The organism is Leptospira semungkisensis (assembly GCF_004770055.1).
Classification (GTDB): domain Bacteria; phylum Spirochaetota; class Leptospiria; order Leptospirales; family Leptospiraceae; genus Leptospira_B; species Leptospira_B semungkisensis.
In genome coordinates this window covers 1,356,430-1,382,888 of the sequence record NZ_RQEP01000005.1, presented here as the reverse complement: position 1 = coordinate 1,382,888, position 26,459 = coordinate 1,356,430, and the positions used below count along the sequence as shown (strand labels likewise).

Below are 26,459 nucleotides of genomic sequence, written 5' to 3'. Positions count from 1 at the left end.
GCCTACTTCTTACCGGTTTTTCCGGCCTTTCTCTTAATGAATTCGTCGTTGTACTTAATTCCTTTACCTTTGTAAGGCTCAGGAGGCTTCTTGGAGCGAATATCCGCTGCAACTTGTCCTACGAGTTGTTTGTCGATCCCAGTAATCTTGATCTTTACTTGCTCGATTACTTCGATCTTGATCCCTTTCGGAGTCTTATACACAACCTCGTGGGAGAATCCTAAGTTCATCACTAAGTCTTCACCGCGTTTTGCCGCACGATAACCAACCCCTGTGATCTCCAGATTCTTTTCCCAACCGGCGGTAACACCCTTTACGCTATTCATAAGAAGAGCGCGGGTCAATCCATGAAGAGCTACAACGTTTTGCTCTTCGCTAGATCTTTCTAATTTTACGGTTCCACCCTCGTTTTTCAGAGAGATTCCCGCAAAAATAGGAGTTTGTAACTCGCCTAGAGGACCTTTCACTTTGATTACGGTGCTGTCCTGTTTTACTTCCACTTTATCCGGAAGTTTGATCTCTGCTTTTCCAATCCTGGACATAGGTCTTTATAAGTTTTCCTTAAACTACTCTTAAGAGAGTTTGCAGATCACCTCTCCTCCTACGCGTAATTTCCGAGCTTTTTTGCCGGTCATAATTCCTTTGGAAGTAGAGAGGATCATAGTTCCCATATTGTTTTTGTATGGGCGGATCTCTTCACTTTTCATGTAAACCCTACGACCAGGCTTGGACACGCGAACTAACTCGCGGATCACTGGTTTTTTGGTTACATCGTATTTCAAAGCTACTTTGAAATCTTCGAAACTTCCATTAGTCACCGGCTCATAGCCGTTGATGAATCCTTCTTCTTTTAATAATTCCAGAATAGAACGTTTGATCTTACTTCCTGGAATCACACAACTTTCATGTTTCGCACGACCAGCGTTACGAATGCGGGTCAGCATATCACCTATTGGATCAGATAAACTCATATTATATATCCTCCTCCCTTACCAAGATGCCTTAACTACTCCCGGGATCTGTGCTTGGCTAGCAAGCTTCCGGAAGCAAATTCTGCACATGTCAAATCTTCTTAGGTAACCGCGAGGGCGTCCGCAGAGAGGGCAACGGTTGTGAACCCGTACTTTGAATTTCTTTTTTTTCTTATGTCTTTCGATTAAAGAGGTCTTAGCCATGATTACGGGCTCCTTATCTCAGGTTCCGGAACGGCATACCGAAAGCAGCGAGAAGGCTATAAGCTTCTGCGTCCACCTTGGTGTTCGTTACGAAGGTCAGGTTCATCCCGTAGAGAGTGTTGATCTTATCCACTTTGATCTCTGGGAAAATGATTTGTTCTTTGATGCTGAAGTTGTAGTTTCCGCGTCCGTCGAAACCTTTTTCGGAAACTCCCTTAAAGTCACGCACCCTTGGAAGAGCCACGTTCACTAAGCGATCCAGGAACTCATACATATAGTTCCCACGCAAAGTAACTGTGGTTCCGAGGCTCATTCCCTCGCGGAGTTTGAATCCTGCAATGGATTTCTTCGCCTTTGTTTTAACCGGGCGTTGTCCGGTGATTAAACCTAATTCTTCCACAGCTGCTTCGAGAGCCTTAGGGTTGGTATGAGCCTCGCCCATTCCCACGTTTAGAACGATTTTTTCTAGGCGGGGAACCTGCATAATGGACTTGAAGCTATATTGTTTTTGAAGAGCGGGAACAATTTCCTTCCCGTATTTTTCCCTCAGTCTTGCTGCCATGGCTTAGATCTCTTTCCCGTCCGCTTTTGAAACACGGACTTTTTTACCTTTATTCTCTTGGTATCCCAAGCGAACTCCCTTCTTCTTCTTGGAGTCGTAAAACATTACGTTGGAAATATGCATAGGAGCTTCTACTTCTACTACGCCACCTTGCGGATTTTCCTGAGTAGGTCTTAAGAAACGTTTACGTTTATTGAGTCCTTCGACTACGACACGATCTCTCTTCTTATCGATTACTAAGATCTTGCCTTTCTTTCCTTTCTCTTTGCCTGCGATAACGATAACTTCGTCATCTTTGTGCAAACGAACGGATTTGAATTTTGTATATTCGGATCCCCGATACGTCAGCTTGGACATTATAGAACCTCCGGCGCTAGGGAGATAATTTTTGCGTATTTCTTATCGCGAAGTTCGCGAGCTACTGGCCCAAAGATACGAGTTCCTTTCGGATTTCCCTTATCATCGATGATTGCTACTGCGTTATCATCGAATCTGATATAAGAACCGTCTGGACGACGAATCTCTTTCTTAGTTCTAACGACTACTGCGCGTTGAACGGCCTTGTTATGGACCTTCTTCCCCGTGGAGTCTTTCAACCCGTAAGCGGGCTGTGCATCTTTAACGGCGACGATGATCTCGTCTCCTACGGAAGCGTAACGTTTCTTAGAGCCTCCGAGGACCTTGATACACATAACTCTTTTAATTCCGGAGTTGTCGGCGACTTGGAGGATGGTTTCCTGCTGGATCATCTTACTTTGCCTTTTCTACGATCTTAAATAGACGGTGACGCTTTTCACGAGACAGAGGGCGAGTTTCAATCGCGAGGATCTTGTCTCCTACTTGGCATTCATTTCTTTCGTCATGAACCTTCATTTTAACGGTTCTACGAACGATCTTCTTGAACTTAGGGTGAGTCTTGCGTGTTTCCACGATCATCACTAAGGTTTTATCCATAGCGGTGCTTACGACTCTACCTTCGCTAAGAAGGGATTTCTTTATATGCTTCTTTGCAGTTTCCATAATCAGTTCTTAGCCTTCGCAGCTTTCTTAGCGTTAGCGTTTACTTTCGCCAAAGCTTGAGCTTTGCGAGTAGCTCTAGAATAACGCTTGGTCTTAGTGGATCCCGGTTTTGCCGCCAACTCTCTGTTTTTTTGAATGGTGAGAAGGCGAGCGATCTTTCTCTTAGCGTTAGCGATGATCTTAGGATTTTCCAAAGAACGAGCTACTCCATATTGGAAGCGAGCCGTACGGATAATCTTATGAGCGTCTTCTAACTGCGCTAAAATCTCAGCGTCTTTCAATTCTGCGAGTTTGATCTTTTTCACAGTGCAGACCTCTTCACGAATTCGGTTTGGACAGGAAGTTTATAAGCTGCCAGATCCAATGCTTTCTTAGCAGTTGCCTCATCGATTCCGCTCATTTCGAACAGAACGCGACCAGGTCTGATCTCAGCGATCCAAAACTCTGGGTTTCCTTTACCTTTACCCATACGAGTTTCCGCAGGTTTCTTGGTAATAGGAAGATGAGGAAAAATCCTGATCCACAATTTCCCGCCTCTTTTTACTTGGCGGTTGATGGTGATCCTTGCTGCTTCTATCTGTCTTGCAGTCAAGCGACCGGAAGTAACGGCCTTAAGACCGAACTCACCGAAGGAAACTTTAGAACCACGTTCGTCGGTTCCTTTCAGTCTACCCCTTTGTCTCTTTCTGAACTTAACTCTTTTAGGTGATAACATCGTTTTTTACCTGTGGATCATCAAAGACGATCAGTTGGTCCTTCTCTTAACGGCGTATTTATCTTCTTCGGATTCTTCTTTATTGTTAATAAAGTCACCGGTATAGGTCCAAACTTTCACTCCAATCTGTCCGAAAGTAGTGCTAGCTTCGCGGAATCCTAAATCGATTTTCGCTCTTAGGGTATGAAGAGGAATTCTTCCTTCTCTATAACCTTCGCGACGAGCCATATCCGCTCCATTCAAACGTCCGGAGATTAGGATTTTGATCCCTTCTACTCCACCTCTCATCGCACGACGAAGCTCTTGCTTCATTACACGACGGAACGGTTGACGCTCTTGGATTTGGATCGCGATAGATTCTGCGATACACTGAGCGATAGTCTCAGGCTTCTTAACTTCGATAATGTTAAGATTAAGAGGCTTCTCAGTCATAGTTTTAAGAACTTTTTTAACGGCTTCGATATTCGCACCGTTCTTACCGATCACAACACCTGGCTTAGCAGTATGAAGGTTTACATTGATCTTCTCTGGGAAACGCTCAACTACGACTTTCACTACGCCAGCTTCTTTGAAACGGCCTTGGATAAATCTGCGAATTCTAATGTCTTCGTGCAGATTCTTTTTGTAATCCGCTTGCGAGAACCAGATGGAATCCCATCCGCGAGTGATCCCGATACGAAGTCCGATTGGGTTAACTTTCTGTCCCATGATTTCCCCTATTAATCCGAGATTACCACGGTTACGTGGCTGGTTCTCTTACGAATCCTTGCAGCTCTACCGCGAGCACGAGGACGGAAGCGTTTTAGAATTGGGCCTTCGTCCACGAGGATTTTCTTGATGAACATTTTTCCAGGATCGGCACTCTCACTTTTCACGACCGCATTTGCAGAAGCAGACTTGATCAGTTTGAAGATAGGCTCAATCGCTCTCTTGTTCGTATATTTAAGAATGTCCAGAGCTTCTGCTACTTCGTAACCGCGGATCTCATCAGCGACGAGACGAAGTTTACGAGGAGACATTCTGATGAATCTTGCTATCGCTACGGCTTCCATTATTTTTTCGCCGCCTTCTTATCCGTATTTCCGTGACCACGGTAAGTACGAGTAGGAGCGAATTCTCCCAACTTGTGACCAACCATATTGTCATTGATGTAAACCGGAATGAACTTGTTCCCGTTATGAACCATGATGGTGTGACCGATCATGTCCGGGAAAATCGTACTTCTACGAGACCAGGTCTTGAAGGGTTTCTTTTGATTTTCAGAGTTCAGTTTGATCACCTTGCTCATGAGGTGACTGTCGATGAACGGACCTTTTTTAGAGGATCTCATGATGATTACCTGCTCCTATTTCCCTTTCTCTTCTGGATGATGAACTTGTCGGAAGGTTTAGCCCTACGACGAGTCTTGTAACCTTTGGTAGGAATACCCCAAGGAGTCACTGGGTGACGACCTCCGGAAGTACGACCCTCACCACCACCATGCGGGTGATCCACAGGGTTCATCACGACCCCTCTGACTTTCGGGCGCTTTCCTAACCATCTGTTTCTTCCGGCTTTACCGATAGAAACCAGGTTATGATCTTTATTACTGCAAATCCCAACGGTAGCGTAGCAGTTCTGGTGAACTTTACGAACCTCAGAGCTTGGAAGCTTGAGAAGAACATACTCTCCGTCTCTACCTGCGATAGTAGCGAAGGATCCTGCAGTTCTTGCGATTTGCCCGCCTCTTCCAATTTTCAATTCCACGTTATGCACGTTAGTGCCTGGAGGAATTTTTCCGAGTGGAAGTGCGTTTCCAACTTTGATTTCAGCGGCTTCTCCGTTGGAAACTTTGTCTCCAACTTTCATGCCCTCTGCATTTAGGATATAAGCGTATTCTCCGTCAGAATAACTAACGAGAGAAATAAACGCTGAACGGTATGGATCGTATTCTACAGTTTTTACTGTAGCGGTAATCCCTACTTTGCGGCGTTTGAAGTCGATGATACGATATTTACGTTTTACTCTTCCGCCTTTTCTACGAACTGCGATCTTACCACCTTCTCCGCGACCAGCTTTGTAGTTTAAGCTGATAGTTAAAGGGCGATACGGCTCTGTTTCGGTGATCTCATCAAAAGTAAGAACCGATTTGAAACGGCTGGCGGAAGTAACGGGTTTAAACTTTTTAATTCCCATTTCTTATGCTTCCTTTCCGAAGTCGATGCTCGCTCCGTCTTGGAAAGTCACGATGGCTTTTTTCCAATGTGCTTTCGGAGCAGGCAAATGACGGAATCTTTTCACCTTTCCACGGTAAACTTGAATGTTTACAGAAGAAGGAGTTACATTATAAATTTTGCGGAAAGCTTCCTTCACCAGAGTCTTGTTCGCTCTAGGATGAATTTCCACAGTATATTTTACGGTTCTTTTACCGGTCTTTTCGCCGATAGTCTCAAGATCTTGAGACTTCTCAGTGATGATCGGAGATAAAATTACTTCGTTCAGGTTCATTTGCTTTCTCCGTAATGCTTAAGAATTTCTCCCAAAGCTGCTTCGGTGATCACCAGATTTCTATTATAGAGAATATCACGAACCGCGATACGTTTAGAGTTGATGTATTTTACAGTAGGAATGTTGCGAACCGACTTCTTCAGTACTTCGTTCTCTCCTCCTACCAAAAATCCGATCACTCCAGTGTTCTTTAATCCGATATTATTGAATAGAGTCGCGAAAGCCTTAGTGCTGAATTCTTTCGGATCCAGATCCTCAACTACTTTGATGACAGCGTCTTGCGCCTTTTTGTTCAATACGGATAAAACCGCTCTGCGTTTTACTTTCGGAGAAACATTGTACGAATAATCTCTCTTGCGAGGTCCGTGAACGGTACCACCGCCCACCCAGTGAGGAGCGCGGATGGAACCTTGGCGAGCGCGACCAGTTCCCTTTTGGGACCATGGCTTCTTACCACCGCCCGATACTTCGGAACGGGTCTTCGTATGATGATTCCCGGAACGGAGGTTCGCGTTCTCCGCCTTGATGGCGTCGTAAATCGCGCCACTGCTATACTTGGATTCGAACAACGCTGCAGGAAGTTCGATTTCCGAGAGCAGTTTTCCTTCTTTTGAGTACTTCTGTGCTTTCATGACTCTACCGGACTTTATATCTTCTCAATAGTTATGATGGAGTTTGCAGGTCCTGGAACGGAACCGCTTACAAAAACCAAATTCTCAGCTTCGTGGATACGAACTACTTTTAGATTCAATACCGTCTTTGTATCGAAACCGGTACGTCCTGGCAGCTTGCGACCTTTGAACACTCTACCTGGAGTAGTGTTGGATCCCATGGATCCAGGGTGTCTATGGAAACGAGAGCCGTGAGCTCCTGGTCCACCATGGTGTCCGTATCTTTTGATAACACCTTGGAAGCCTTTTCCTTTGCTAGTTCCCGTAACTTTTACTACGTCAGAAACCGTGAAGACGTCTTGCGCCTTTAACTCGGATCCAGCCGCCGGCTGATCGCCGAAATTACGAAATTCCTTCAACACTCTTTTAGGTTTCAGCCCGGCTTTTGCCAAATGGCTGGTTTCAGCCTTGGTCAGGTGTTTTTCTTTATCGTCCTGAAAAGCCAATTGAATCGCGTCGTAACCGTCCGTAGATACGGACTTGACTTGGGAAACTGCGCAGGGACCTACTTCTAAGACGGTTACAGGAATGATATTTCCTTGTTCGTCGAAGATTTGGGACATCCCTATCTTTTTACCGATTAATCCCTTTGCCATTTCTTCTTCCCTTAGGATTTAATATCCACGGACACACCGGCTGGTAGTTGCAATTTCATTAATGCTTCTACCGTATCCTCGTTGGTGTCTAGGATGTCGATAAGCCGTTTGTGAGTTTTCATCTCAAACTGCTCTCTTGATTTTTTATTTACGTGTGGAGAACGGAGGACTGTGTATATTTCCTTCTTCGTTGGAAGAGGAATCGGACCGGAGACAGTAGCTCCGGTCCTTTTGGCAGTCGCAACGATCTCGTAAGTTGATTGGTCGATCAACTTATGATCGAAAGCTTTAAGCTTTACTCTGATCTTTTGGCCAGCCATTCCCTTTCTCTTACTCGGTGATCTCAGCCACTACGCCAGAACCGATAGTCTTTCCACCTTCGCGGATCGCGAATTTAAGACCTTTGTCCATAGCGATCGGGTGAATCAACTCGATGCTCATAGTAACGTTGTCACCAGGCATTACCATTTCCATACCGTTAGGTAGGTTACAGACGCCAGTGATGTCGGTAGTTCTAAAATAGAACTGTGGACGGTAGTTATTGAAGAATGGAGTGTGACGTCCACCTTCGTCTTTGGTAAGAACGTAAACTTCCGCGTTGAACTTTCTGTGAGGAGTGATTGATCCTGGCTTAGCAAGAACCTGTCCTCTCTCGATGTCTTCTTTCTTAGTTCCGCGAAGAAGAGCACCGATATTGTCTCCAGCTTGTGCAGAATCTAAAAGTTTACGGAACATTTCAATTCCGGTAACAACAGTCTTAGTAGTAGGACGAACACCAACGATTTCAACTTCGTCGTTGATTTTCAAAGTTCCTTGCTCTACTCTTCCAGTTGCAACAGTTCCACGACCAGTGATAGAGAACACGTCCTCTACTGGCATTAGGAAAGGTTTGTCAATAATACGCTCAGGATTTGGAACGTAAGTGTCCAGAGCTTCCATTAGTTTCACTACAGAAGGAGCTCCTAACTCAGACTCATCGCCTTCAAGAGCTTTCAAAGCGGATCCGTAAACAATAGGGGTGTCGTCGCCAGGGAAATTGTATTTGTTCAAAAGATCGCGAACGTCCATCTCGACCATTTGAATCATTTCCTCGCGCTCGTCAGCAGCAAGCATATCAGCTTTGTTGATGAATACGATGATATAAGGAACACCAACCTGACGTGCGAGTAGGATATGCTCTTTAGTTTGAGGCATTGGTCCATCAGTTGCAGAAACAACTAGGATCGCTGCGTCCATCTGAGCCGCACCGGTGATCATGTTCTTAACATAGTCAGCGTGACCTGGGCAGTCAACGTGTGCGTAGTGACGGTTCGCAGTCTCATACTCTTGGTGAGAAGTAGCGATGGTGATACCACGAGCCTTTTCTTCAGGCGCGTTATCAATTTGGTCGTATGCTACGGCTTTGTTTTTTCCACCCAATACTTTTGCAAGCGTAGTGGTGATTGCTGCCGTTAGCGTGGTTTTTCCATGGTCAACGTGTCCGATCGTACCAACATTCAAGTGCGGTTTGGACCTGTCGAATTTCTCCTTAGCCATAGCGTTTTAAACTCCTTACTTTATTAACAAACCCGAATACGGGTCGGTTTCTTAAAACAATACAGAATGGTTATCAAAGTCAAAAAGGGAGTCCAAAGATAGGACGCCCCTTCCCTGAGCCATATTTCTAAGGACACCGCTAAAGCCAAGCAAGTTTTGCGTCGCAGCGCTTGCTTGGATCAATTGGCGTCCATCAGTCACCGAAGTGACCTTACGAATCCTCGCATCTCTCTTGGCCAAACTTGCCAAGATATCTCCGAGATAAAGATCAGGTGTAAGTATCTCTAACTCGGATCGAGGACCAATGAGTTCCGAATAATCCGGAATTATGTCTTTTAAACCCTTGATGACAGCTACTTTGATCAAAGAAGACAGTTCATCCACGTTTGCTCCCGGAGGAGATTCGTAGGATTCGATGATCATGGAAAGACCGAGAACTTCTTCTCCATCTTTTCCCCTCGCCATCACTTCATCAAATGCGGAAGTGATCGCTTCTTCAACTGAACTGGGTAGCTGAACATTAAACCGCACTCCCTTAGAAAAGCTGTGAGAGCTTTCCAAGGACGCGAGCACCTGTCCGCTCGAGATTTTATGATCGAACGCGGTATGCTGAAATGCGACCTTTTGAACCAAATTTTTCCATAGAGCGAATCTTGCAACCTTGATTCCACTTGTTTGAAAGCTTTTTAGAAAACTCTCCTTTAAGCGTGAGAGTGAGATCTCTAAATGCAATTCTCCGGTGCCCGATAGACGAAACTGCCCCGTTTCTGAGAGAATATCCACGGCAACCGATTCATCGAGCCAGGCCAAATCTTGTAGTGCTCTCCAGAGTTCTTCTCTATCTTCGCCCTTCTCCGGTTCGAGTAGGATCTGGAACTGTCTTCTGATAGGAGACAATAAGCTGGCTTTTGGTATATTATGTCTTGTAAGAAGATCTCCGGGCCTAGGAAAGAAGAAGGAATCGGTGGCGAGTAATTCTCCAGCCTCCACCTTGGTTGTTTCTTCATAGTCTCTTGCGGAAATTCGATAGAGGTTCTGGATTTTATATTCTGTTTCTCCAAAAAAGATAGAATCCCCTGTTTTTATGGGCGCCAACGCTTGGAAATGAAGAAGCTTGCCCAGATCCGGATGAACTTCTCTTTTGAATACGATTGCGATCCCTTCCTTGCTTTGAGAAGAAGCCGGCTTCTTTCCTTTTGCTAATATTTCAAGAAGAGTGAGAAGCTCATGAACTCCCTTACCTTGCAGTGCGGAACCGCCGAGCACAGGGAATAAATTTCCGGACCAGAAACCCTTTAGCAATCCCTGAAGAGCAAGCTCCGGAAGAAGAGAATGGTCCTTTAGATATTCTTCGGAAAGTTCAGGATCCCATTCGATCAAAGGCAAGAACTCCCCTTCTTGTCCTTCTTTCTGTAAGATGGGAATGCTGCCGTCTTCTCTAAACAGAAGGACCGGTTCCTTTCCTAAAGCCACCTCAAGATCCACGAGAGAGGTGAGTATATCCGCGCCAGGCCGATCCAGTTTATTCAGAAAAAATAATATTGGTTTTCCTGATTTTCGAAGCGCTTCCACGTTTTGGAAGGTCTGAGATTTGAGTCCCTCGAATGTGTCTATCAGCACAAGCCCAAAATCGCTTACGAGCAAGGACGCATTTGCCTGAGATTGAAAATCCAAATGCCCAGGATTATCCACGAATTGTAAAAGCAGCCTTGCCTTCTCCGAGTTTGGATAAGGAATACAGGCCACTGTGGATTGTATGGAAATCCCTCTCTCTATCTCCTCAGCAAGATAATCGGACTCAGTGGTCCCTTCTTCTATCCTTCCGGGAGCACTGATCTTTCCCGTCTCGAAAAGAATCCTTTCTAGAAGAGTGGTTTTTCCTGCGTCTATATGCGCGAAGATTCCAGGGTTTAAATGAGGAAGGGACATGGTGGATTGCGCTTAGGTTTGCGGCGAGGGGTTAGGAGGCAAAGTTTTTTCTCCCCACCCTACTTAGGGTGGGGGCCGGTGCGGTGGTACGCGACACCCTTACCACAAAATCAAAATTTCTACAATCAGGAATTTCATCCGAGATTTATGTGGGAACTCTTCTGAATGACCTCAGATTGCCACTCGAAAATCCGAGAAGAAGTCCCTAATAAGTCTGGACTTCGCAAGTATTCTTAATAGCCGGCGATGATCGCACCCATCACTGCCATGACAAGAAGGGAACATCCACATTCGAACAACCAAAGCGCACGCTTTCTGCCCATCCAGATCACTTCCATAGAGGTCGAGGTCACGATGAAACCTAACCAGACCCAAATGCCGCAGATCACTCCTTTCCAAATGTCGCTACCGGTTAAATAAGGAGAAGAGGACGCGAATAAATATACGACAGCAAGTACGTATGCAGTCACGAAGTTCGCAACTAGGTTCCAAAACAGGTTCGGGAGCATATCCGAGAACTTTTCATTTCCCGTGGGCACGATATTCGCGAGCCTCATCCAAGCCTTACCCAGAATGGGTCCGTGCAAAAGAAACCCTAAAACCATAGCGGCAAGTGTAGCCAGCAAAACTGAAATTAAATTGATAGGTAACATACTATTATCCAGTAGATTTTTCCGCCGACCAATATCCTGGCCGACGGATCATTTGATTAACATACCATTTAGTATGTTACAAGAAAAATATTTCCTTTTATCCTTTTTTGTTGCAGATCCGGCATAAAAGCCTCATGTAGTAAGAGAGTTCCCACTGATTGGAAGATGAAGAAAGCAGCAAAACAACCCGCTAAGACCAGGGATCTGCAAAAAACAAGAGAGCGTATTCTCTATACCGCTTTTAAGAAATTCTTCATGTACGGATTCCAGGCAACTAGCATGGACGAGCTAGTCAAAGAAACAGACCTGAGCAAAGGAGCATTTTATCACCAGTTCCCAACCAAATTCCTTTTGGGTTATGCAGTAGTGGAAGAAGTGATACGCCCTCTGATCTTGGATCGATGGATCCTGCCTCTTAGAGATTATGAAAATCCTTTGCAAGGTATACTGGACTTGATGCAAATGCATATCTGCGATACAAAGCCGGAGTTGCTTCGTTACGGATGTCCGTTGAATAATTTTATGCAGGAGATGTCTCCTGTGGACGGAGGATTTCGTACGCGACTAAGATCAGCGTTAAGACTCTGGGTGAAAGGATTAGAAAAAGAACTTCTTAGAGCAAAAGAAATTGGATTCGTCCGCAAAGATGTAAATGCAAAGGAAGCGGCCTCATTTATAGTAATGTTTCATGAAGGAGTCTACGGCTTCTTGAAAGGCTCTGGAAATCCGGAATTGTCCCTATTCTTTCGGGAGAAGATGAAATCTTATTTGGAATCCATCTCTAAGGAAGGGACACTCTTGGCCTGAAACATGTTTTTCTCTTAAGCGTAAAAATAGCAAGTATCGGGTTTTTCGAAACCCGGTTTTATCTTATTATCATTCGTATGAAAGACCAAGAAATTACAGACTTCAATCGGATAGAGAAAGCGATTTCCTTTATTCGCAAGAATTTCAAATCCCAACCTTCTTTGGATAAGGTTGCCAACGAGCTGCATCTCAGCCCCCATCATTTCCAAAGAATGTTTACCGAATGGGCGGGAGTAAGTCCTAAAAAGTTCCTACAATACACTACCGTTGAATACGCGAAGAAAATTCTGAAAGAGAATAAGTTCTCTCTTTTGGACACTGCTTTTGAATCGGGGCTTTCCGGGACGAGCAGGCTTCACGATCTGTTTATGAATATTGAAGGAATGACTCCTGGCGAGTATAAGAACGGGGGAACGAGCCTCTCAATCAATTATAGCTTTGCGGAAACTCCTTTTGGCAGACTGTTAGTTGCCTCGACTACTAAAGGAATTTGTTATATTTCGTTTTCTGAAAATGATACGAAGTCGTTCAAGGACCTCCAGACAATTTTTCCGAATGCAAATTACACTCAGACCGTGGATATGATCCAGCAAAATGCTCTCTTCATTTTCACTCACGATTGGAAGAAGCTGAATAAGATCAAACTCCACCTGAAAGGAACTGATTTCCAAATCAAGGTCTGGGAAACACTTCTTAAGATCCCGATGGGAAAACTTTCGACTTACGGAGAGATTGCAAAGAGACTAGATCGGCCAAATGCATCTAGAGCAGTTGGTACTGCAATCGGAAGCAATCCGGTGGCGTTTCTCATCCCTTGCCATCGAGTGATCCAATCTTCGGGAGAATTTGGAGAATATCATTGGGGAAGTTCTCGCAAGGTAGCAATGATCGGCTGGGAAGCAAGTCGTATGAATTTGAACGATGCGGATCAAAACGATCTATGATTCTGAAAATCGACCGAATCGACTGGCGAGATTCATTAGATATTCTGAATGAAAAAGGTTTTGCTTTGATTCCGCAGATCTTATCCCATCCCGACTGCGAGCAACTGATCAGGGATTACGGATCTGCTGAATTATTTCGTAAAACAGTTTCCATGGAACGATTTCGATTCGGCTCCGGTGAATACAAATACTTTCATAAACCGGAGCCGGAGATGATAGGATCTATTAAAGAACAATTCTATTCGAAACTGGTTCCGCTTGCAAATCACTGGATGGAACTTCTGAATTCGGACATTCGATTTCCGAATTCCATCGGCCAACTGCAAGAGCTTTGTGAATCACACGGGCAAACTTTGTCGACCGCATTGCTTTTAAAGTATCAAACCGGTGGATTTAATACGTTACATCAGGATTTATACGGAGAAGTATATTTTCCTTTCCAATTGGTTTTCTTCCTTAGCGAACCGGAAAAAGATTATACGGGAGGCGAATTTGTCCTGACCCAAACCAGACCCAGAGCACAATCGAAAGCTATCGTTTTAAAACCTCGAAAAGGTGATATGCTGATCCTTACTACGAATTTTTTACCCGTCAAAGGAAGCAAAGGATTTTATAAATCGCAAATGCGACACGGCGTAAGCGAAGTTCTGAGCGGAAACAGATACGCAATGGGTGTCATTTTTCATGATGCAGTTTCGTGATATGATTATACATACCGATTTGGACCGATTGCATCTGCTGAGATTGATCCGCACCAAAAAGATCATATATGCAGGAAACTTAAAATTAAAAATATACGGGACCTTGCGTTGCAAATCCGGGAAAAGAATGAAAATTGGAAACCGTGTCTTTTTCGAATCAGAGAGAGAAGCCTTAAAAAACGGCTTTCGTCCCTGCGGCCATTGTTTAAAGGAAAAATACAAGGTCTGGAAGAATGGAATTATTTAAACAAGATCATTCTACAAATCTTTTACCTTACGACGGGATTGTGAATTATTATGGATCGATTCTCAATCCTGATCGATCTGATATTTTTTTGAAAATCCTTCTTCAAGATATTGTCTGGCAAAACGATGAGGCCGTTATCTTCGGCAAAAGGATCATTACGAACAGAAAGGTTGCTTGGTACGGAGATTCAAGCTACGAATACACATATTCGAATTCTACAAAGAAAGCGCTTCCATGGACGGAGAGCCTTATATTCTTAAAAAATCTCGTGCAAGAAAAATCTGAATTCGTTTTCAATTCCTGTCTTTTAAACTTATATCATAACGGGAACGAAGGAATGGCCTGGCATAGCGACGATGAAAAATCGCTGGGGAAAAATACCATAATCGCATCCTTAAGCTTTGGGGCAGAAAGAAAGTTCTGCTTCAAACATAAAAAATCGGGCGAACAGATATCTTTGTTCTTAGAACATGGAAGCCTATTAATTATGAAAGGAGAAACTCAAACGAATTGGCTGCATTCCTTGCCTAAATCTAAAAGAATTCTTACGCAAAGAATCAATCTTACATTTAGGACCATACTCGATCCTTATTAAAGAATAAAACTTTGATAAGGATCGAAAGCTGAAATTAACCTGGTTCTTATATTATCTTCTTATTAAGTAGATGATTTGGCCTTAAACGCATCCAAGGCTCGAGTAGAATAAACGAGTGCTGCACCAGCGTTTACCGTAATTGCCACACTGAGTGCTTCGGTAATTTCCTCCTTTGTGGCCCCGTGTTTCATAGCGGCATCCACATGAGTTACGATGCATCCATCGCATTGACGAGTGACCCCAACTGCAATTGCGATCAATTCTTTCGTTTTTGGATCTAGTAAGCCGGTCTTTGCGCCAGCCTCACTCAAGCCTCTATATCCTCGGATGATTTCAGGATTCAGATGAGCTACTTCGGTCATAGCCGCCTTGAGTTGAGTTTGGTAATCGTTCCAATCGAGCATCATATATAAGATACCTTCCTATGAATATTAGGTTGGACATCCTACAAAGCCTCCTTGGAGAATTCTATAAGGATTTCTTTGTAACCGATGTAAAGAAATGATTAAAATAAGAGAATACTTCCGAATCCCCTTAAGATATTGAACTGGATCCCATCTTGGGAGGTTCGTCGGATCATATACTCCATTCCCTTCTTTACATCGTCGCCTATGCTCAAATTCGGCTCCAATGGTTCGGTAAGCGGTTTGAAAAAATTATCCCAGTGCACTGGAACTACGATCTTAGGATGAACAGTTCCTACCGTTTCCGTATAATATTTGTCCTGAAAATCTTGGTCTAATTTTCCGAGCATTGCGACTCCCAAAAAGAGAACATCTGCTTTTAGGTCCTTCCATGCACCTTCGATATAGTTTGTGCTGCCCTTGATCAAAATTGAATTCTTTCCATGCTCGACAAGAAAATCGTAAGTCCCTCCTTCAATATAATCTTCTGCCTTTACAGGTTGCTTTAGAGGCTCGGTCAAGTGAGGTCGATTCGGGTCGGAAGCATTTGTTTTTCCTAATATACGAAAAGGAGGAGTGTGCCTGGATTCTAAAACCGTGATCTTAAACTTTCCGATCTGAATCTTTTGTCCCGGCTCGAAAAGGATTAACTGCTCTTCAGGAACACCTTCCCCTCTACCAATCATTAGAGTGGAAATAGAACCGTATAATTTTGCATTCGTTTCTTTCGCGATGAAAGGAGCGTCCATAGAATGATCATAATGCGAATGACACACTAAAATTCCCTTTAGCTTTTTTATGCCTGCAAGAAGCATCACATATTTTATCTCACTCCCATTAGATGAGATCTTTGTAAAGGCGGTTCTGAATAAAGATGGTCTAGAAAAGAACCCGTCGGTTAAGACTTGAGTTTCTCCATCGTCCAAAAGAAGAGAACTCGTTCCTAAGAATGTAACTCTAACTTTTCCTAAGGGAATCTTAGAACTTAAGATCTCCGGATCATTTGCCGCAAAATGTTCTTTGTAATCTAAAATGTTTCCGGAAGGAGTTAAACAATTTTGTAATAGGAGTAGAGAGATGGCAGGGATCCAGAAAAATCGAATATAAAATTTACGCCTCATTCTTCGGACACCTCTTGTAAAAACTCCCACAGGTTGATAGTAGGTAGCAGTTCTGCCAAGTAGAATTCAAGAATGCATTTCTTTGGATCGACGGATCAGTTCGATTCCGAATTTCCGGGCAATGTAAAATAAAAAGTAGTCCCCTCTCCTTCTTTGGATTCTGCCCAGATCCTTCCCCCGTGACGAGATACGATCCGTTTAACAATCGCTAACCCTACACCTGTGCCTTCAAAATCCATATTGGAATGCAATCTTTGAAAGACCCCGAATAGTTTATGGTAATATTGCATATTGAATCCGGCCCCGTTATCTTTAACAAAGAAAATCACTTCTCCTTCCTCTTCTTTGTAGCCGATCTCGATCTTAGCGTTTTCTTTCTTGCGAGTATACTTGATCGCATTTGAAATGAGATTCACCCATAATTGCCGAATAACGGATTGATCCCCTTTGATCGCAGGTAAATTAGAAATTTCGAATTCTATCTCTCTCTTAGATTCTGCATTCTTTAATTCATTGAATATGAAAAGAGCCAATTCCTTCATCTGAATGTCTCTCTGGGTCAATTCAGTTCTTCCCAATCTAGAGAATTCCAAAAGATCATCCACGAGTTGGCCCATTTGCCTTGCATTCTCTATGATCTTTCCGATAATCCGTAAGCCCTCCGCATCTAATTGCGGACCATAATCTTCTAACAAGATCTGAGTAAATCCGCTGATCCCTCGGATGGGAGCACGTAAATCGTGAGATATGGAATAGGAAAAAGATTCGAGTTCCTTATTCGCTAGCACCAACTGTTCAGTTCTTTGCTTCACTCTTTCTTCTAGATCGTTATTTAGAGAACGGATTTGATTTTCTGCCTCTTTGCTCGCAGTGATATCTTGTTGCACCGTAATCACTTCTAGCAAGACACCTGCAGTGTTCTTAATTGGATGAAAGATCAACTGTAACCAACGAGGTCTTCCGCCCTTCCCAATCCCTTGAGGATCGTAAACAAATGGTTCAGAGACAGCCGGCTCCCCATTAAACGCCATTTCTACCCAGCGAAGTAAACCGGAAGATTTTATTTGAGGATCATTTATTATATTATAATCTACTAAATTATCTCTTCTCGCCTCCCACATGTCCTCCCAAGCAAGATTTGCGCCAGTACAAACTCCTTCAGGAGTATAAGTTAGAACCGGATAAGGAAATTGTTCTATGATTGTACGAAAGCGATTCTCGCTTTTATAGAGATCCATAGTCCTTGTTTGGATCATTCTTTCTAAGTCCTGGTTCAAACTTGAAAGCTTCTCTTCTGCAGTTGTCCTAGCTAAATCGGTCTTATTTAATTCCGAAGAAATAAACCAAACTAGAGTAAAAAAGGAGAGAATGATCCCGGTCATTAGGATCCCTACTCCAAGCTCCACGCTTATCGGATGCAGATGCTGCAAATAAATTCGAATGAAACCGAAGATGACAGGAACAAGGATCACGAAAGGAGCAAGGAATCTTGCGATCCTTCCCCCAGAATAAGTACTCGTAAATACCCGCATGAACCCGTAATCCCCATTCTGAAACAAAAAAGCAAGAGAAGCTACGATAAAGCAAATCGCAGTATGGATCGCCATAGGCTTAAAGGAAAAAATTCCGTAGAATTCTTTTACCTGGTACAAATATCCCATAACTGAGAAGACGCCTACCAACAGAGCTACGAATGAAAAATAATTTGCCGTCGATTTAAGATAACGACTATTGAAAGAGGCTAATAGAAAAGAGAATCCTAATAAACAGAAATCGAATGCAGTGTTTGGTGCCATTCGATTCGGGACCCCACTCATAATATCCTTTGCTAATTCCTTTGAGAAAAGGATTTGATCGATTTCTAAATCCCAACCTCCTAAAACGGCGATCAGTCTGCTCAAACCGATTCCAATCAGAAAAAGAGAAATAATCCGCAGAAGAAAGGCATGTCTCTTCTCAGCCTTAAATTTCGAAAATAATAATAAGATCAGGCTAATCACAATGAAAGCGAAAGCCGACATAGGGTTCATGGCTGCCCAGGTTGGCCTTGGTCTCTTTAAAAGTTCCAAATCGAAGGCCCAACCGAGAATTACAAGAATCCCCACAAGGGCAGGAACGGAGAGAATTGCTTTATGCCATTTTTTTAGAGACAATCGAGAGGAACCGATCCAAAGAATAATTGGATTTTCAATTGTAAGTTTCGATTTAAGAAGCGAAGAAAGATCCGAAAGATATAACTTCGCCTCTTTGATTTTCAGAAACTATTTGGCCAAATGGCCAAAAGAATATACGTTATGCTATTTTAGGCAGGCCAAACTGCAAGTATGAAACTCATTGCAGAAAGAGAAACCAGATAGTAGAAAGCGTTGATAAAAAACAATTTCCATGATTTTCCTTCCCAGGTAACGGATCCTAAAAGCAAAGGAATATAGAAACCGATCCAAGTAAAGACTGCTGCATAAGCTCCGTAAATCCAAGCCGGCGCATCTGCTTGTAAATTCCAAGAGGATGGTTTCCAAACTAAAATACTATGAGACAATACGAAAGCAGTTAAGAAGGAACCGAAAATCATAAAACCTAGAGACTTAAACATCTCTTTAGTATTCGGTTCCATATTCTCTAAACCCATTTCCTTCATCCATGGCTTACCGAAAAGCGGTCCATACCATAGGAATCCTATGATAACATTGGAAACAATACCCGCTGCAATAGCTAAATAATTTATGTGAATTACGGGAAGCATACATTCTCCTTTTTATAAGCCCGAGTTTTTAGCCTGTAAAAGGAGAAGGTCAAGTATTTTCGATACTCCAAGATCGAATTGTATTTTAAGAATGCTTTTTTATGCTCGAAACCGACTTCTCTATCGCCGAACGAAATTCTGGAAACAGTTCGAGAGACCGATTAAAATCCATTTTATTCAGAGTATAGATCTCACAGATTGAATTCGTTCGAACCGTAGCTGCCCTCGGTTCTTCTGTAATCAATGCAAGTTCTCCGAAAAACTGCCCTTCTATAAGAGTTAGGAATATAGTGTTGTCGTCACTCATGATATCCACGGAGCCTTCGCTTAGAATATATAAGCTATCTCCCATATCTCCCTTTCGAAAGATAGTGTCCCCCTTCAAATAGATGGCCGGTCTTAATAAGAAGATGAGATTTGTGACCAACGCGGGATCCGCTCCTTTCAAGAAAGGCACTTTCTCCAATAGACCTCTATGCAACCGGATCTTTACTTCTCTCTTTAACGAGATGGGAAGATCGTTCAATAGATGATTTTCATCTTCTCCCCAGCCCCTGTCGATCACGTACATATAATAATCTCGAACCTTGCGTCGCAATTCCGACGATACCCCTCTTGCCCTTAAGAAAGAATCCACCTGAGCCATTTTTTTAAGTTGAGCCGCTTTTGCCAGATCAAGATTTCCTAATATACTTGCTATATTACCGATTACGGTCGCGTAAACACCAGCTCCCAAAATCATTACAAAAATAGTATATATCCTTTGCACCGTATTCGCAGGAGTGATATCACCGTAACCCACAGTGGCGATCGTTGTAACCGTCCAATACAAAGCCTTGATATAATCTTCCGTTCCTGTTTGGTAGTCCGCTCGATCGTCCACGAATAGCCATCCAACCGCACACCAATGCGCGATCACAGTCGCCCAAAAAGAGAATAGGACCAAACGTAAGATACCGGGAGTAGGCTGAAAGGCCAGATTGATCCTATGTAAGATATCCGATATTCGGAATATCTTTAAGATTCGAGTGATCCCGAGTACGAGATAAAGATAAGGATGAGTGGATTGTTGGATCCCGAATATCTTGAAAGTTGCATATTCCAAAGGAAGAGCTGCAATCAGATCTAATAGAAACCAAGTCTTAAAATAATCTTTTAAGATCTGAGGTCTTGCAAAGATCCATTTTCCTTCCTTATATTCCGGAGTGAAACAGTTCCATAATATATCTAAGGCAAAGACTGAATCTACAAAGAAGTAGATTCCTGTGAGAACTATATTCTGGTCGTAAGATAAGACGATCCTTAATGGAGATTCCAGAGAAGCCCAGAATATGCAAATAAATACAAGTATATCCCAGTAGACTCTGACTCTATTATTCTCACTTAACATCTTCGGATCTCCGAGGGCTAAGTAGAATATCGGAAATGCGGGAGGTCCTTCTACAGAACTTTCCTATTTTAATAAGGGAAAGAAGAAATTAACCTAAATATTCTAGGACGACTAATGCCATATCGTCGTGAGAATTTTGCTCTTCTTCAGTGAAGTCTTGGATCTTACGGATAACGGTAGTGCAGAAGCGTTCCGGCTCAAATTGGGAATTTTCCTTGAGTAAGGTCCAAAACCTATCCTCTCCATAAAACTCTCCGGATTTAGACCTCGCTTCCGGCAATCCATCCGTATATAGGACAAGTTTATCTCCTGCCGAAAGATCAGTTTGCACGGTTTGGTAGCGAGGCGTTGATAGAAATTCGTTGATCGCCACTCCGGAAGGTCTATACATTTCGTGATTCCCAGTGGACTTGCGGATGATAATCGTCTCCGGATGCCCCGCATTTGCAATCAACAGACGACCCGACTCAGGAAAGACAGTGATCATGGTTGCAGTTAAGAAATTCCCGTTTAACTTTCCTACTAGCTGCGCTCTCATTTTAGAAAGCATGTGCCCAGGATCACTTAGATAATCCACCCATTCTGCAAGTGCCATCTTGACCATCGCGGCAACCATAGCCGCTCCAGTTCCGTGACCAGTAACATCGCAAATAAAAATACCGAAGGCCCTACCAGTTCGATCCGCAATCAATTCAACAAAGTCCCCGCCTACATGAAGCATAGGGATACAGCGATACGCGATCCGAATATTACGAGACTTAGGAGGATCCGAAGGAAGAAGGGAGATTTGGATCTTTGCCGCAATCGCTAGATCCTTTTCGATCATCTTAGCCTTTCTTTCTATTTCCAACTTTTGTTCTTCAATCGTCTTAGTCCGTTCATGAACAAGTGTTTCTAAAGAATCATTCAGGGTCTTTTGGATCTGCAAGGTCTTGGCCTGAGCCTCTTCTTTTTCCTTCTCAATCATCTTGATCCGAGAGGCCAAGGCAAAGGAAAACAATACCGCTTCCAAACCGGCACCGAGTTGCCATCCATAACTCGTCGCAAATATATCCGGAACGATCGCAAAGGACTTCAATCCGTATAGAAGCGCGCCCACAAGAAGGGTCAGCCAGCCCACCAAATAATAAATAGCAGGCTTATAACCTTTTCTTAATGTATAAACTGCAAAGGCAAGCAAAGTTGGAACGATATGCATCGCATACAGAGCGATCAACCAAAGTATAGAAGATATTTTAGCGAAAACGGAAACGAAAGTAAGAGCAAATCCGAATATACTATCGATCAAAAGGATCCGATTGACTCTCGGCATATACTCCGACATGGTCAAGAAGTGACGAGAGAACATGATCGCGAGCGCAGTCACAAGTGGGATTAGAAAAGTAGGAGCGTAACTTGCCAGCCAGATCGAATTGGGCCAAACATATTGAAATGCAAGACCGTTCAAGCTCATCTGCAAAAGTCCGAACGCAGTGATATAAACTACGTAATAAAAATAACTCAGATCTTTTACGGTAAAGAAGATGAATAAATTATAGAGAGCCATTACGAAGATGAGCCCATAGTAAATCCCGAATATGAATTGTTCCGTAGAATTCAGATTAGAAAAAGTCTTTTCACTTAGAATATGAATGGGCAGAGAGACAGTGCTTTCCGACTCGGAGCGGATATAAAAAACAGTCTCGCCTTTTCCTCCATCATTCTTAAGAGGAAGTTCGAATATAAAATTTCTATGATTGATTTCTCTTTTTCGGAATGGAACCTTATCGCCGGAAAGTTTCACAGAGTAACCTTCCGTTTCAGGTGAATAAAAATCCACATGATCAAGAACAGGATGACTAACTTCTAAATACCAATTGCGAACATTTTTGGAATTATTCCGAATTGGAATACGGACCCAATATGCAAAATTCGTAATTCCAAAATTGGTCTTTTCTAATTTTTGAAACTTCTTCTCCCCATCTAAACGAAGAATGTCTTCGATCTTCAGTGTCTTCTCCTTATCTATATAAAAAGAAACAGAATGGGTTATATCATATTGCTCTTGCTCATCTGTCAGATGGATATCGCTCAACTCTCCCTGGTCTGAAAAACTAGGATGAGCCAAAAGCATGAGAAGAGAAAGTAGAAGGATCCGAAAGAGATGGGCCATGTGATTACAACCCAACCTCTCCACAGAATAAGAGAGAAGCGTTTTGAAAGCTCGACGCGGAGGAGAAAACCGATGAAAATTGCGTTAGAAACATCACCATGATAGCCACGTCTGTGTGCAGGATTTACATATATATTCCTTGGGAAAGAACAAAATTGCTCTTTCTTCGGAACATAAGAGATTTCACAAAGACGAGGGCCGATCCAAGCCCACCAAACGGAGGATCGCTTATTTGAGAATCAGTCTTCGATTTCTTCTACTGCTTTTGCAGTATGAGTCACCGGGAATAGTCTTTTTAAATAGAGTTGAGTGGCCTTATCATCCGGAAAAAGGGAGATCACTTTCTCGAATTGGATCTTTGCCTCGTCGAAAGCGTGAGCATAGAATGCCTTCACACCTTTTTCATACGATTCTCTGGTTTTAATTTTCAGGTCCTGTTGCTCAGGCTCGTCTCCATCAAAGACTTCATAAACCGAAACAGGCTTTTGCTTTCCCTTTACCTTCACCCGATCCAAGAATCTGAAATTAAACCTTCCCTCTTTTTTAACCTCTTCGATGGTACTTTCACTCACCGCTATCCTAGATCCATAGACCTTAGTTAAGCTTTCGATCCTAGAGGCTAAATTCACAGTATCAGAGATAACAGTTCCTTCTAATCTTTCTTCGGCGCCTATTGTACCGAGCATCAAAGAACCCGAATGTATCCCCACTCCGATCTGAATGGGCATATAGCCTTGTCGATTACGATGTTCATTATATACCTTTAGGTATTTTTGCATCTCCACTCCGGCAGAAACGGCGTCTATTACATTTCTTTGAAATAGAGCCATGATCGCATCACCGATGAACTTATCTATAAATCCGTTGTGACGCTGAATGATCGGGCTCATTCTACTTAGATAAGAATTGATGAAGTTAAAATTCTCCGCTGGTGTCATCTGCTCCGATAAGGTAGTAAAGGAACGAATATCGCTGAAAAGCACCGCCATTTCCTTTTGGATCTGGTCTCCCAACCTTACATCCAGAATGGATTCCTTTCCCAAGTTCGCTAAGAAATCCTTGGGAACGAATCTAGCATAAGATTCCGTCAGGATCTTTTGCATCTCTAAGGTCTTAGCTTGTGCCTCTTCTTTCTCCTTTTTGATCATGTTGATACGAGAAGCTAACGCAAAAGAGAGAAGGATTACTTCCAATCCGGCACCAATCTGTAAACCGTAGTTCGTTAAGAAGATATCAGGCAAGATACCAAACGCTTTGAGACCGTAAAGAACCCCTCCGAATAAGAGAGTCAGCCAGGCTGTCAGATAATAGATCGCAGGTCTATAACCTTTTCTTAATGTATAGATAGCACAGCCCAAGATCAGAGGAATATTCAACATTGCAAAGACTGCAAGGATCCCCAAGACAGAAGATATCTTAACGAAGATAGAGATGATAGTCAGTATTAATCCGACCGCACTGGAAAGAAGAAGAACCTTATCCATTCTAGGCAGATATTCGAATGTAATCAGAAAATATCTGGAGAACAAGATCACAAACGTGGGCAAAAGAGGAATGAGGAAGGTAGGAGCATAACTCGCCATCCAAACCGAATTCGGCCAGATAAATTGAAATGCGATCCCGTTCAAACTCATCTGCAAAAGCCCAAACGTGACAATATAGAACACGTAGAAAAGATAACTTAAATCCCGAACGGTAAAGAAGATGAACAAATTATACAGTGCCATCACGAAGATAAGCCCGTAATAAAGCCCAAATACAAATTGCTCCGTAGAATTTCGGTTAGCAAATGTCTTCTCACTTAATATCTCAAGAGGAAGAGAAATCGTACTCTCTGATTCTACTCTTAGATAAAAAACTCCTTCCGAAGACTCGTTCTCGTCATGACCAAAAGGCAATTCGAATATAAAATTACGATGATTGATCTCTCTCTCGTGAAACGGCAATTTATCTCCCGAAAACTTCGGAATGTATCCTGAGGCAGATGGAATATAAAAGTCAACGTGATCTAAAACCGGATGGCTGATCTCCATGTACCAGTTTCTGACTTTCTTGGATCTATTCATGACTGGAATGCGCACCCAATATGCAAAATTCGTAATTCCGAAATTCGTCTTTCCGAACTTCTGAAATTGATGACCTTCGTCAGCCTTTAAAACGTCCCGTATAGTTAGATTCTTTTCCTTATCCACTAAAAAGGACACAGCATTTCGAATATCGTACTGGTCCTGCTCATCCGTTAAAACTATGTCCGAGGACGTATCCGGCTCGGAAAATATAGGAGAAGAAAGTAGAGCTAAGGAAATGAACAAAAGTATACGGGCCGAGTAAGTCATATTAAGTATGAATTCCTAATGCTTTTGAAATTAATTTATCGAAGATCCGAGTCGGAAGGAATTTGGGCAAAAAGGTGTCGGTAAGGAAACTACTTTTTAAAAAATATCGAGTTTTCGGATGAGAGCTGTGAAGCGCATGTAATATTGCTGCAATCACCTTTGACATTGGCACTCCCGAGTTCGCCTTCTTCTCGTTCACTCGAATAAAAGCCAAAAGTGAGTCTCTGTATACTGAACGATTCGCTAATTCTCTAACTGTATCGTTGATCTTATCCGTTAAGGGGGTCAAAATCGCTCCAGGAAGAATAGAGATCACGTCCACACCATAAAGACTCAACTCTCTACGAAAACCATCAGTCAATGCTTCGAGCCCATGCTTTGAAACCGAGTAAGCAGATAAAAATGGAAAGGTACGAACTCCGCTCAGCGAACTCACGTTAATGATCCGACCGGGAGGAAACTTGTGATCCTTAGCCGCACCTAACAGAGGAAGAAATTTTTGAGAAATAAGAAAGGGAGCGATCAAGTTGATCTCTATCTGTTCTCTAAAAGAAGAGACGGGCATTTCCATTAAAGGACCCGGGACAACTACTCCCGCATTGTTCACAAGAGCGTTTAAGCTTTTTCCATTTAATACCTTCGCAACTTCTTGGACTGCATTGCTGATAGCAGCCTCATCAGTTACATCAAAGTATAAAGGATAGAATGATTTTCCAAATTTGGTAGCGAGAGCCGCTCCCTGATTTTTCGAACGTACGCTGCCGAATACAAAGGAACCTTCTTGGATTAACTTTTCGGTTAACGCAAGTCCGACTCCTGAGTTCACACCCGTAATAAGTATGTGTTCCATGGCCAAATTTTTCAAACTTTACATACTTAAGCAAATTATTTATTGCATATAATATTGTTTTTAATATCTTTCGTCACCAATGACAGGCATCGGACACTTATCATCAGCGTTTTTAGTTAAATCAAAATTCAAAGACGTTCCTCTTTGGATCTTATTGATCTCAGCAGAAGTAGTGGAGTTGGTTTGGATCGTATTGAATCTAAATCCTTTCGGCTTCTCCCCTCCTTTAGAATTTATGAAAGTAGAGTTACCTTTTCTTTACATCGGTAATATGAAACTACTTAGCCAACAATACTCTCACTCTCTCGGCGGTGGGATCATCATCGGCATCATATTCTTCTTACTTTTGAAATCACTGAAAGTATCCACGGCAACACGTTATATCGCGATTGCACTTGCTGCAACAGGACATTGGATTCTAGACCTGCTTGTTCATGACCATGACTTAAAGATCCTTCCTTTATCGAGTGCTCCTATCATCGGACCAATCGTATCCTTGGATCCTGCAAACCCAGAATTGGGGATCAGTGCCGCAGCTCCTTTGTTAGGCTTTGCTATCCAAGCGGCTCTTTCTGCAATCGGTACTTATATTTTCTTAAAGAACTTCGAGTTCCCTGCTCCAAACGGAAAGAGAAACTTCGTGATCGGGATCATTGTTCTGAACCTATTCTCTCTTCCTATCTTTGTGAAAGGAATGATGACTTTCGTGATCCGATCCGAAGCATGGATGGCAGGTCTCGTATTTGCAGACATGCTATTCGCTGCAATCGTGATCCTCTATCTCTCCAAATCGGTGGTAGCAACGGAATCGAGCCGATAATCGGC

At 42.9% G+C, this 26,459-nt stretch carries 34 protein-coding genes; 6 read left to right on the top strand and 28 right to left on the bottom strand.

Features of this window, described 5'->3' with window-relative positions:
* Positions 1-2 precede the first annotated feature (2 nt).
* The 20 genes from rplF to EHO59_RS06535 form a co-directional block, all read right to left on the bottom strand.
* The gene (rplF, locus tag EHO59_RS06630; protein WP_135585935.1) at positions 3-542 is read right to left on the bottom strand and encodes a 50S ribosomal protein L6; all 540 of its coding nucleotides are present in this window, start codon (positions 540-542) and stop codon (positions 3-5) included.
* A 30-nt stretch (positions 543-572) separates the two neighbouring features.
* Positions 573-971, bottom strand: a complete 399-nt coding sequence (gene rpsH / locus EHO59_RS06625) for a 30S ribosomal protein S8 (protein ID WP_135585933.1) — start codon at positions 969-971, stop codon at positions 573-575.
* Between the two features lie 18 nt (positions 972-989).
* A complete protein-coding gene (locus EHO59_RS06620) occupies positions 990-1,175 on the bottom strand; it encodes a type Z 30S ribosomal protein S14 (protein ID WP_010513640.1) in 186 nt (61 codons plus the stop codon).
* Between the two features lie 13 nt (positions 1,176-1,188).
* Positions 1,189-1,737: a 50S ribosomal protein L5 gene (gene rplE / locus EHO59_RS06615; RefSeq protein ID WP_135585931.1), complete on the bottom strand. Its 549-nt coding sequence runs from the start codon at positions 1,735-1,737 to the stop codon at positions 1,189-1,191.
* 3 nt (positions 1,738-1,740) lie between these two features.
* Positions 1,741-2,094 carry a 50S ribosomal protein L24 gene (gene rplX / locus EHO59_RS06610; RefSeq protein ID WP_135585929.1) on the bottom strand — a complete coding sequence of 118 codons (354 nt, stop codon included), beginning with the start codon at positions 2,092-2,094 and terminating at the stop codon, positions 1,741-1,743.
* A complete protein-coding gene (gene rplN / locus EHO59_RS06605; RefSeq protein WP_008596038.1) occupies positions 2,094-2,486 on the bottom strand; it encodes a 50S ribosomal protein L14 in 393 nt (130 codons plus the stop codon). Before rplN ends, rplX begins: the two co-directional genes overlap by 1 nt.
* 1 nt (position 2,487) lies before the next feature.
* Positions 2,488-2,757 (bottom strand): 30S ribosomal protein S17, encoded by a 270-nt coding sequence (rpsQ, locus tag EHO59_RS06600; RefSeq protein ID WP_135585926.1) that lies wholly within the window; start codon positions 2,755-2,757, stop codon positions 2,488-2,490.
* A gap of 2 nt (positions 2,758-2,759) precedes the next feature.
* Positions 2,760-3,062, bottom strand: coding sequence for a 50S ribosomal protein L29 (rpmC, locus tag EHO59_RS06595; RefSeq protein ID WP_135585924.1), 303 nt, complete (start codon positions 3,060-3,062; stop codon positions 2,760-2,762).
* On the bottom strand, positions 3,059-3,472 hold the full coding sequence (gene rplP, locus EHO59_RS06590) for a 50S ribosomal protein L16 (protein WP_135585922.1): 414 nt from the start codon (positions 3,470-3,472) through the stop codon (positions 3,059-3,061). The genes rpmC and rplP overlap by 4 nt, the downstream gene beginning before the upstream one ends.
* Positions 3,473-3,502: 30 nt before the next feature.
* Positions 3,503-4,180 (bottom strand): 30S ribosomal protein S3, encoded by a 678-nt coding sequence (rpsC, locus tag EHO59_RS06585; RefSeq protein ID WP_100769635.1) that lies wholly within the window; start codon positions 4,178-4,180, stop codon positions 3,503-3,505.
* An 11-nt stretch (positions 4,181-4,191) separates the two neighbouring features.
* Positions 4,192-4,524, bottom strand: coding sequence for a 50S ribosomal protein L22 (gene rplV, locus EHO59_RS06580; RefSeq protein WP_135585920.1), 333 nt, complete (start codon positions 4,522-4,524; stop codon positions 4,192-4,194).
* On the bottom strand, positions 4,524-4,805 hold the full coding sequence (gene rpsS, locus EHO59_RS06575) for a 30S ribosomal protein S19 (RefSeq protein WP_135585918.1): 282 nt from the start codon (positions 4,803-4,805) through the stop codon (positions 4,524-4,526). The genes rplV and rpsS overlap by 1 nt, the downstream gene beginning before the upstream one ends.
* Before the next feature lie 2 nt (positions 4,806-4,807).
* Entirely contained in the window at positions 4,808-5,647 is an 840-nt protein-coding gene (gene rplB, locus EHO59_RS06570) for a 50S ribosomal protein L2 (protein WP_135585916.1), read from the bottom strand.
* A gap of 3 nt (positions 5,648-5,650) precedes the next feature.
* The gene (locus EHO59_RS06565) at positions 5,651-5,959 is read right to left on the bottom strand and encodes a 50S ribosomal protein L23 (protein ID WP_135585914.1); all 309 of its coding nucleotides are present in this window, start codon (positions 5,957-5,959) and stop codon (positions 5,651-5,653) included.
* Entirely contained in the window at positions 5,956-6,591 is a 636-nt protein-coding gene (rplD, locus tag EHO59_RS06560) for a 50S ribosomal protein L4 (RefSeq protein ID WP_135585912.1), read from the bottom strand. The genes EHO59_RS06565 and rplD overlap by 4 nt, the downstream gene beginning before the upstream one ends.
* Before the next feature lie 14 nt (positions 6,592-6,605).
* A complete protein-coding gene (gene rplC / locus EHO59_RS06555) occupies positions 6,606-7,226 on the bottom strand; it encodes a 50S ribosomal protein L3 (protein ID WP_135585910.1) in 621 nt (206 codons plus the stop codon).
* 11 nt (positions 7,227-7,237) lie between these two features.
* Positions 7,238-7,546 (bottom strand): 30S ribosomal protein S10, encoded by a 309-nt coding sequence (gene rpsJ, locus EHO59_RS06550; protein ID WP_008593919.1) that lies wholly within the window; start codon positions 7,544-7,546, stop codon positions 7,238-7,240.
* Positions 7,547-7,556: 10 nt separating this feature from the next.
* Positions 7,557-8,762 carry an elongation factor Tu gene (gene tuf / locus EHO59_RS06545; protein WP_135585908.1) on the bottom strand — a complete coding sequence of 402 codons (1,206 nt, stop codon included), beginning with the start codon at positions 8,760-8,762 and terminating at the stop codon, positions 7,557-7,559.
* Between the two features lie 51 nt (positions 8,763-8,813).
* The gene (locus tag EHO59_RS06540; protein ID WP_135585906.1) at positions 8,814-10,691 is read right to left on the bottom strand and encodes an elongation factor G-like protein; all 1,878 of its coding nucleotides are present in this window, start codon (positions 10,689-10,691) and stop codon (positions 8,814-8,816) included.
* A gap of 233 nt (positions 10,692-10,924) precedes the next feature.
* Positions 10,925-11,344, bottom strand: a complete 420-nt coding sequence (locus tag EHO59_RS06535) for a DUF1761 domain-containing protein (protein WP_135585904.1) — start codon at positions 11,342-11,344, stop codon at positions 10,925-10,927.
* A gap of 165 nt (positions 11,345-11,509) precedes the next feature.
* On the opposite strand from EHO59_RS06535, the gene EHO59_RS06530 reads away from it, so the two are divergent.
* From EHO59_RS06530 to EHO59_RS06510, 5 genes are all read left to right on the top strand, one after another.
* A complete protein-coding gene (locus tag EHO59_RS06530) occupies positions 11,510-12,151 on the top strand; it encodes a TetR/AcrR family transcriptional regulator (protein WP_135585902.1) in 642 nt (213 codons plus the stop codon).
* Between the two features lie 77 nt (positions 12,152-12,228).
* On the top strand, positions 12,229-13,095 hold the full coding sequence (locus EHO59_RS06525) for a bifunctional helix-turn-helix domain-containing protein/methylated-DNA--[protein]-cysteine S-methyltransferase (RefSeq protein ID WP_135585900.1): 867 nt from the start codon (positions 12,229-12,231) through the stop codon (positions 13,093-13,095).
* Positions 13,092-13,796, top strand: coding sequence for a 2OG-Fe(II) oxygenase (locus EHO59_RS06520; protein WP_135585898.1), 705 nt, complete (start codon positions 13,092-13,094; stop codon positions 13,794-13,796). The genes EHO59_RS06525 and EHO59_RS06520 overlap by 4 nt, the downstream gene beginning before the upstream one ends.
* Positions 13,780-14,043 (top strand): Ada metal-binding domain-containing protein, encoded by a 264-nt coding sequence (locus EHO59_RS18370; protein WP_210413030.1) that lies wholly within the window; start codon positions 13,780-13,782, stop codon positions 14,041-14,043. Before EHO59_RS06520 ends, EHO59_RS18370 begins: the two co-directional genes overlap by 17 nt.
* A complete protein-coding gene (locus tag EHO59_RS06510; RefSeq protein ID WP_135585896.1) occupies positions 14,030-14,638 on the top strand; it encodes an alpha-ketoglutarate-dependent dioxygenase AlkB family protein in 609 nt (202 codons plus the stop codon). Before EHO59_RS18370 ends, EHO59_RS06510 begins: the two co-directional genes overlap by 14 nt.
* Positions 14,639-14,700: 62 nt before the next feature.
* Here the strand turns inward: EHO59_RS06510 and EHO59_RS06505 are convergent, their stop codons facing one another.
* From EHO59_RS06505 to EHO59_RS06470, 8 genes are all read right to left on the bottom strand, one after another.
* Positions 14,701-15,045 (bottom strand): carboxymuconolactone decarboxylase family protein, encoded by a 345-nt coding sequence (locus EHO59_RS06505; RefSeq protein WP_246052676.1) that lies wholly within the window; start codon positions 15,043-15,045, stop codon positions 14,701-14,703.
* A gap of 98 nt (positions 15,046-15,143) precedes the next feature.
* Positions 15,144-16,163, bottom strand: coding sequence for an MBL fold metallo-hydrolase (locus EHO59_RS06500; RefSeq protein WP_135585894.1), 1,020 nt, complete (start codon positions 16,161-16,163; stop codon positions 15,144-15,146).
* A gap of 95 nt (positions 16,164-16,258) precedes the next feature.
* The gene (locus tag EHO59_RS06495; RefSeq protein WP_135585892.1) at positions 16,259-18,316 is read right to left on the bottom strand and encodes a PAS domain-containing sensor histidine kinase; all 2,058 of its coding nucleotides are present in this window, start codon (positions 18,314-18,316) and stop codon (positions 16,259-16,261) included.
* Between the two features lie 149 nt (positions 18,317-18,465).
* Entirely contained in the window at positions 18,466-18,906 is a 441-nt protein-coding gene (locus EHO59_RS06490; RefSeq protein ID WP_135585890.1) for a DUF1761 domain-containing protein, read from the bottom strand.
* An 85-nt stretch (positions 18,907-18,991) separates the two neighbouring features.
* A complete protein-coding gene (locus tag EHO59_RS06485) occupies positions 18,992-20,296 on the bottom strand; it encodes an ion transporter (RefSeq protein WP_135585888.1) in 1,305 nt (434 codons plus the stop codon).
* Positions 20,297-20,384: 88 nt separating this feature from the next.
* Complete coding sequence (locus EHO59_RS18175; RefSeq protein ID WP_167882068.1) at positions 20,385-22,448, bottom strand: 7TM diverse intracellular signaling domain-containing protein; 2,064 nt, start codon at positions 22,446-22,448, stop codon at positions 20,385-20,387.
* A gap of 239 nt (positions 22,449-22,687) precedes the next feature.
* Positions 22,688-24,784, bottom strand: coding sequence for a 7TM diverse intracellular signaling domain-containing protein (locus EHO59_RS06475; protein WP_135585886.1), 2,097 nt, complete (start codon positions 24,782-24,784; stop codon positions 22,688-22,690).
* 1 nt (position 24,785) lies between these two features.
* Positions 24,786-25,634 carry an SDR family NAD(P)-dependent oxidoreductase gene (locus EHO59_RS06470; RefSeq protein ID WP_135585883.1) on the bottom strand — a complete coding sequence of 283 codons (849 nt, stop codon included), beginning with the start codon at positions 25,632-25,634 and terminating at the stop codon, positions 24,786-24,788.
* A 79-nt stretch (positions 25,635-25,713) separates the two neighbouring features.
* Between EHO59_RS06470 and EHO59_RS06465 the strand changes: the two genes are divergently transcribed.
* Complete coding sequence (locus EHO59_RS06465; RefSeq protein ID WP_135585881.1) at positions 25,714-26,454, top strand: hypothetical protein; 741 nt, start codon at positions 25,714-25,716, stop codon at positions 26,452-26,454.
* The last annotated feature ends 5 nt before the right edge of the window (positions 26,455-26,459 follow it).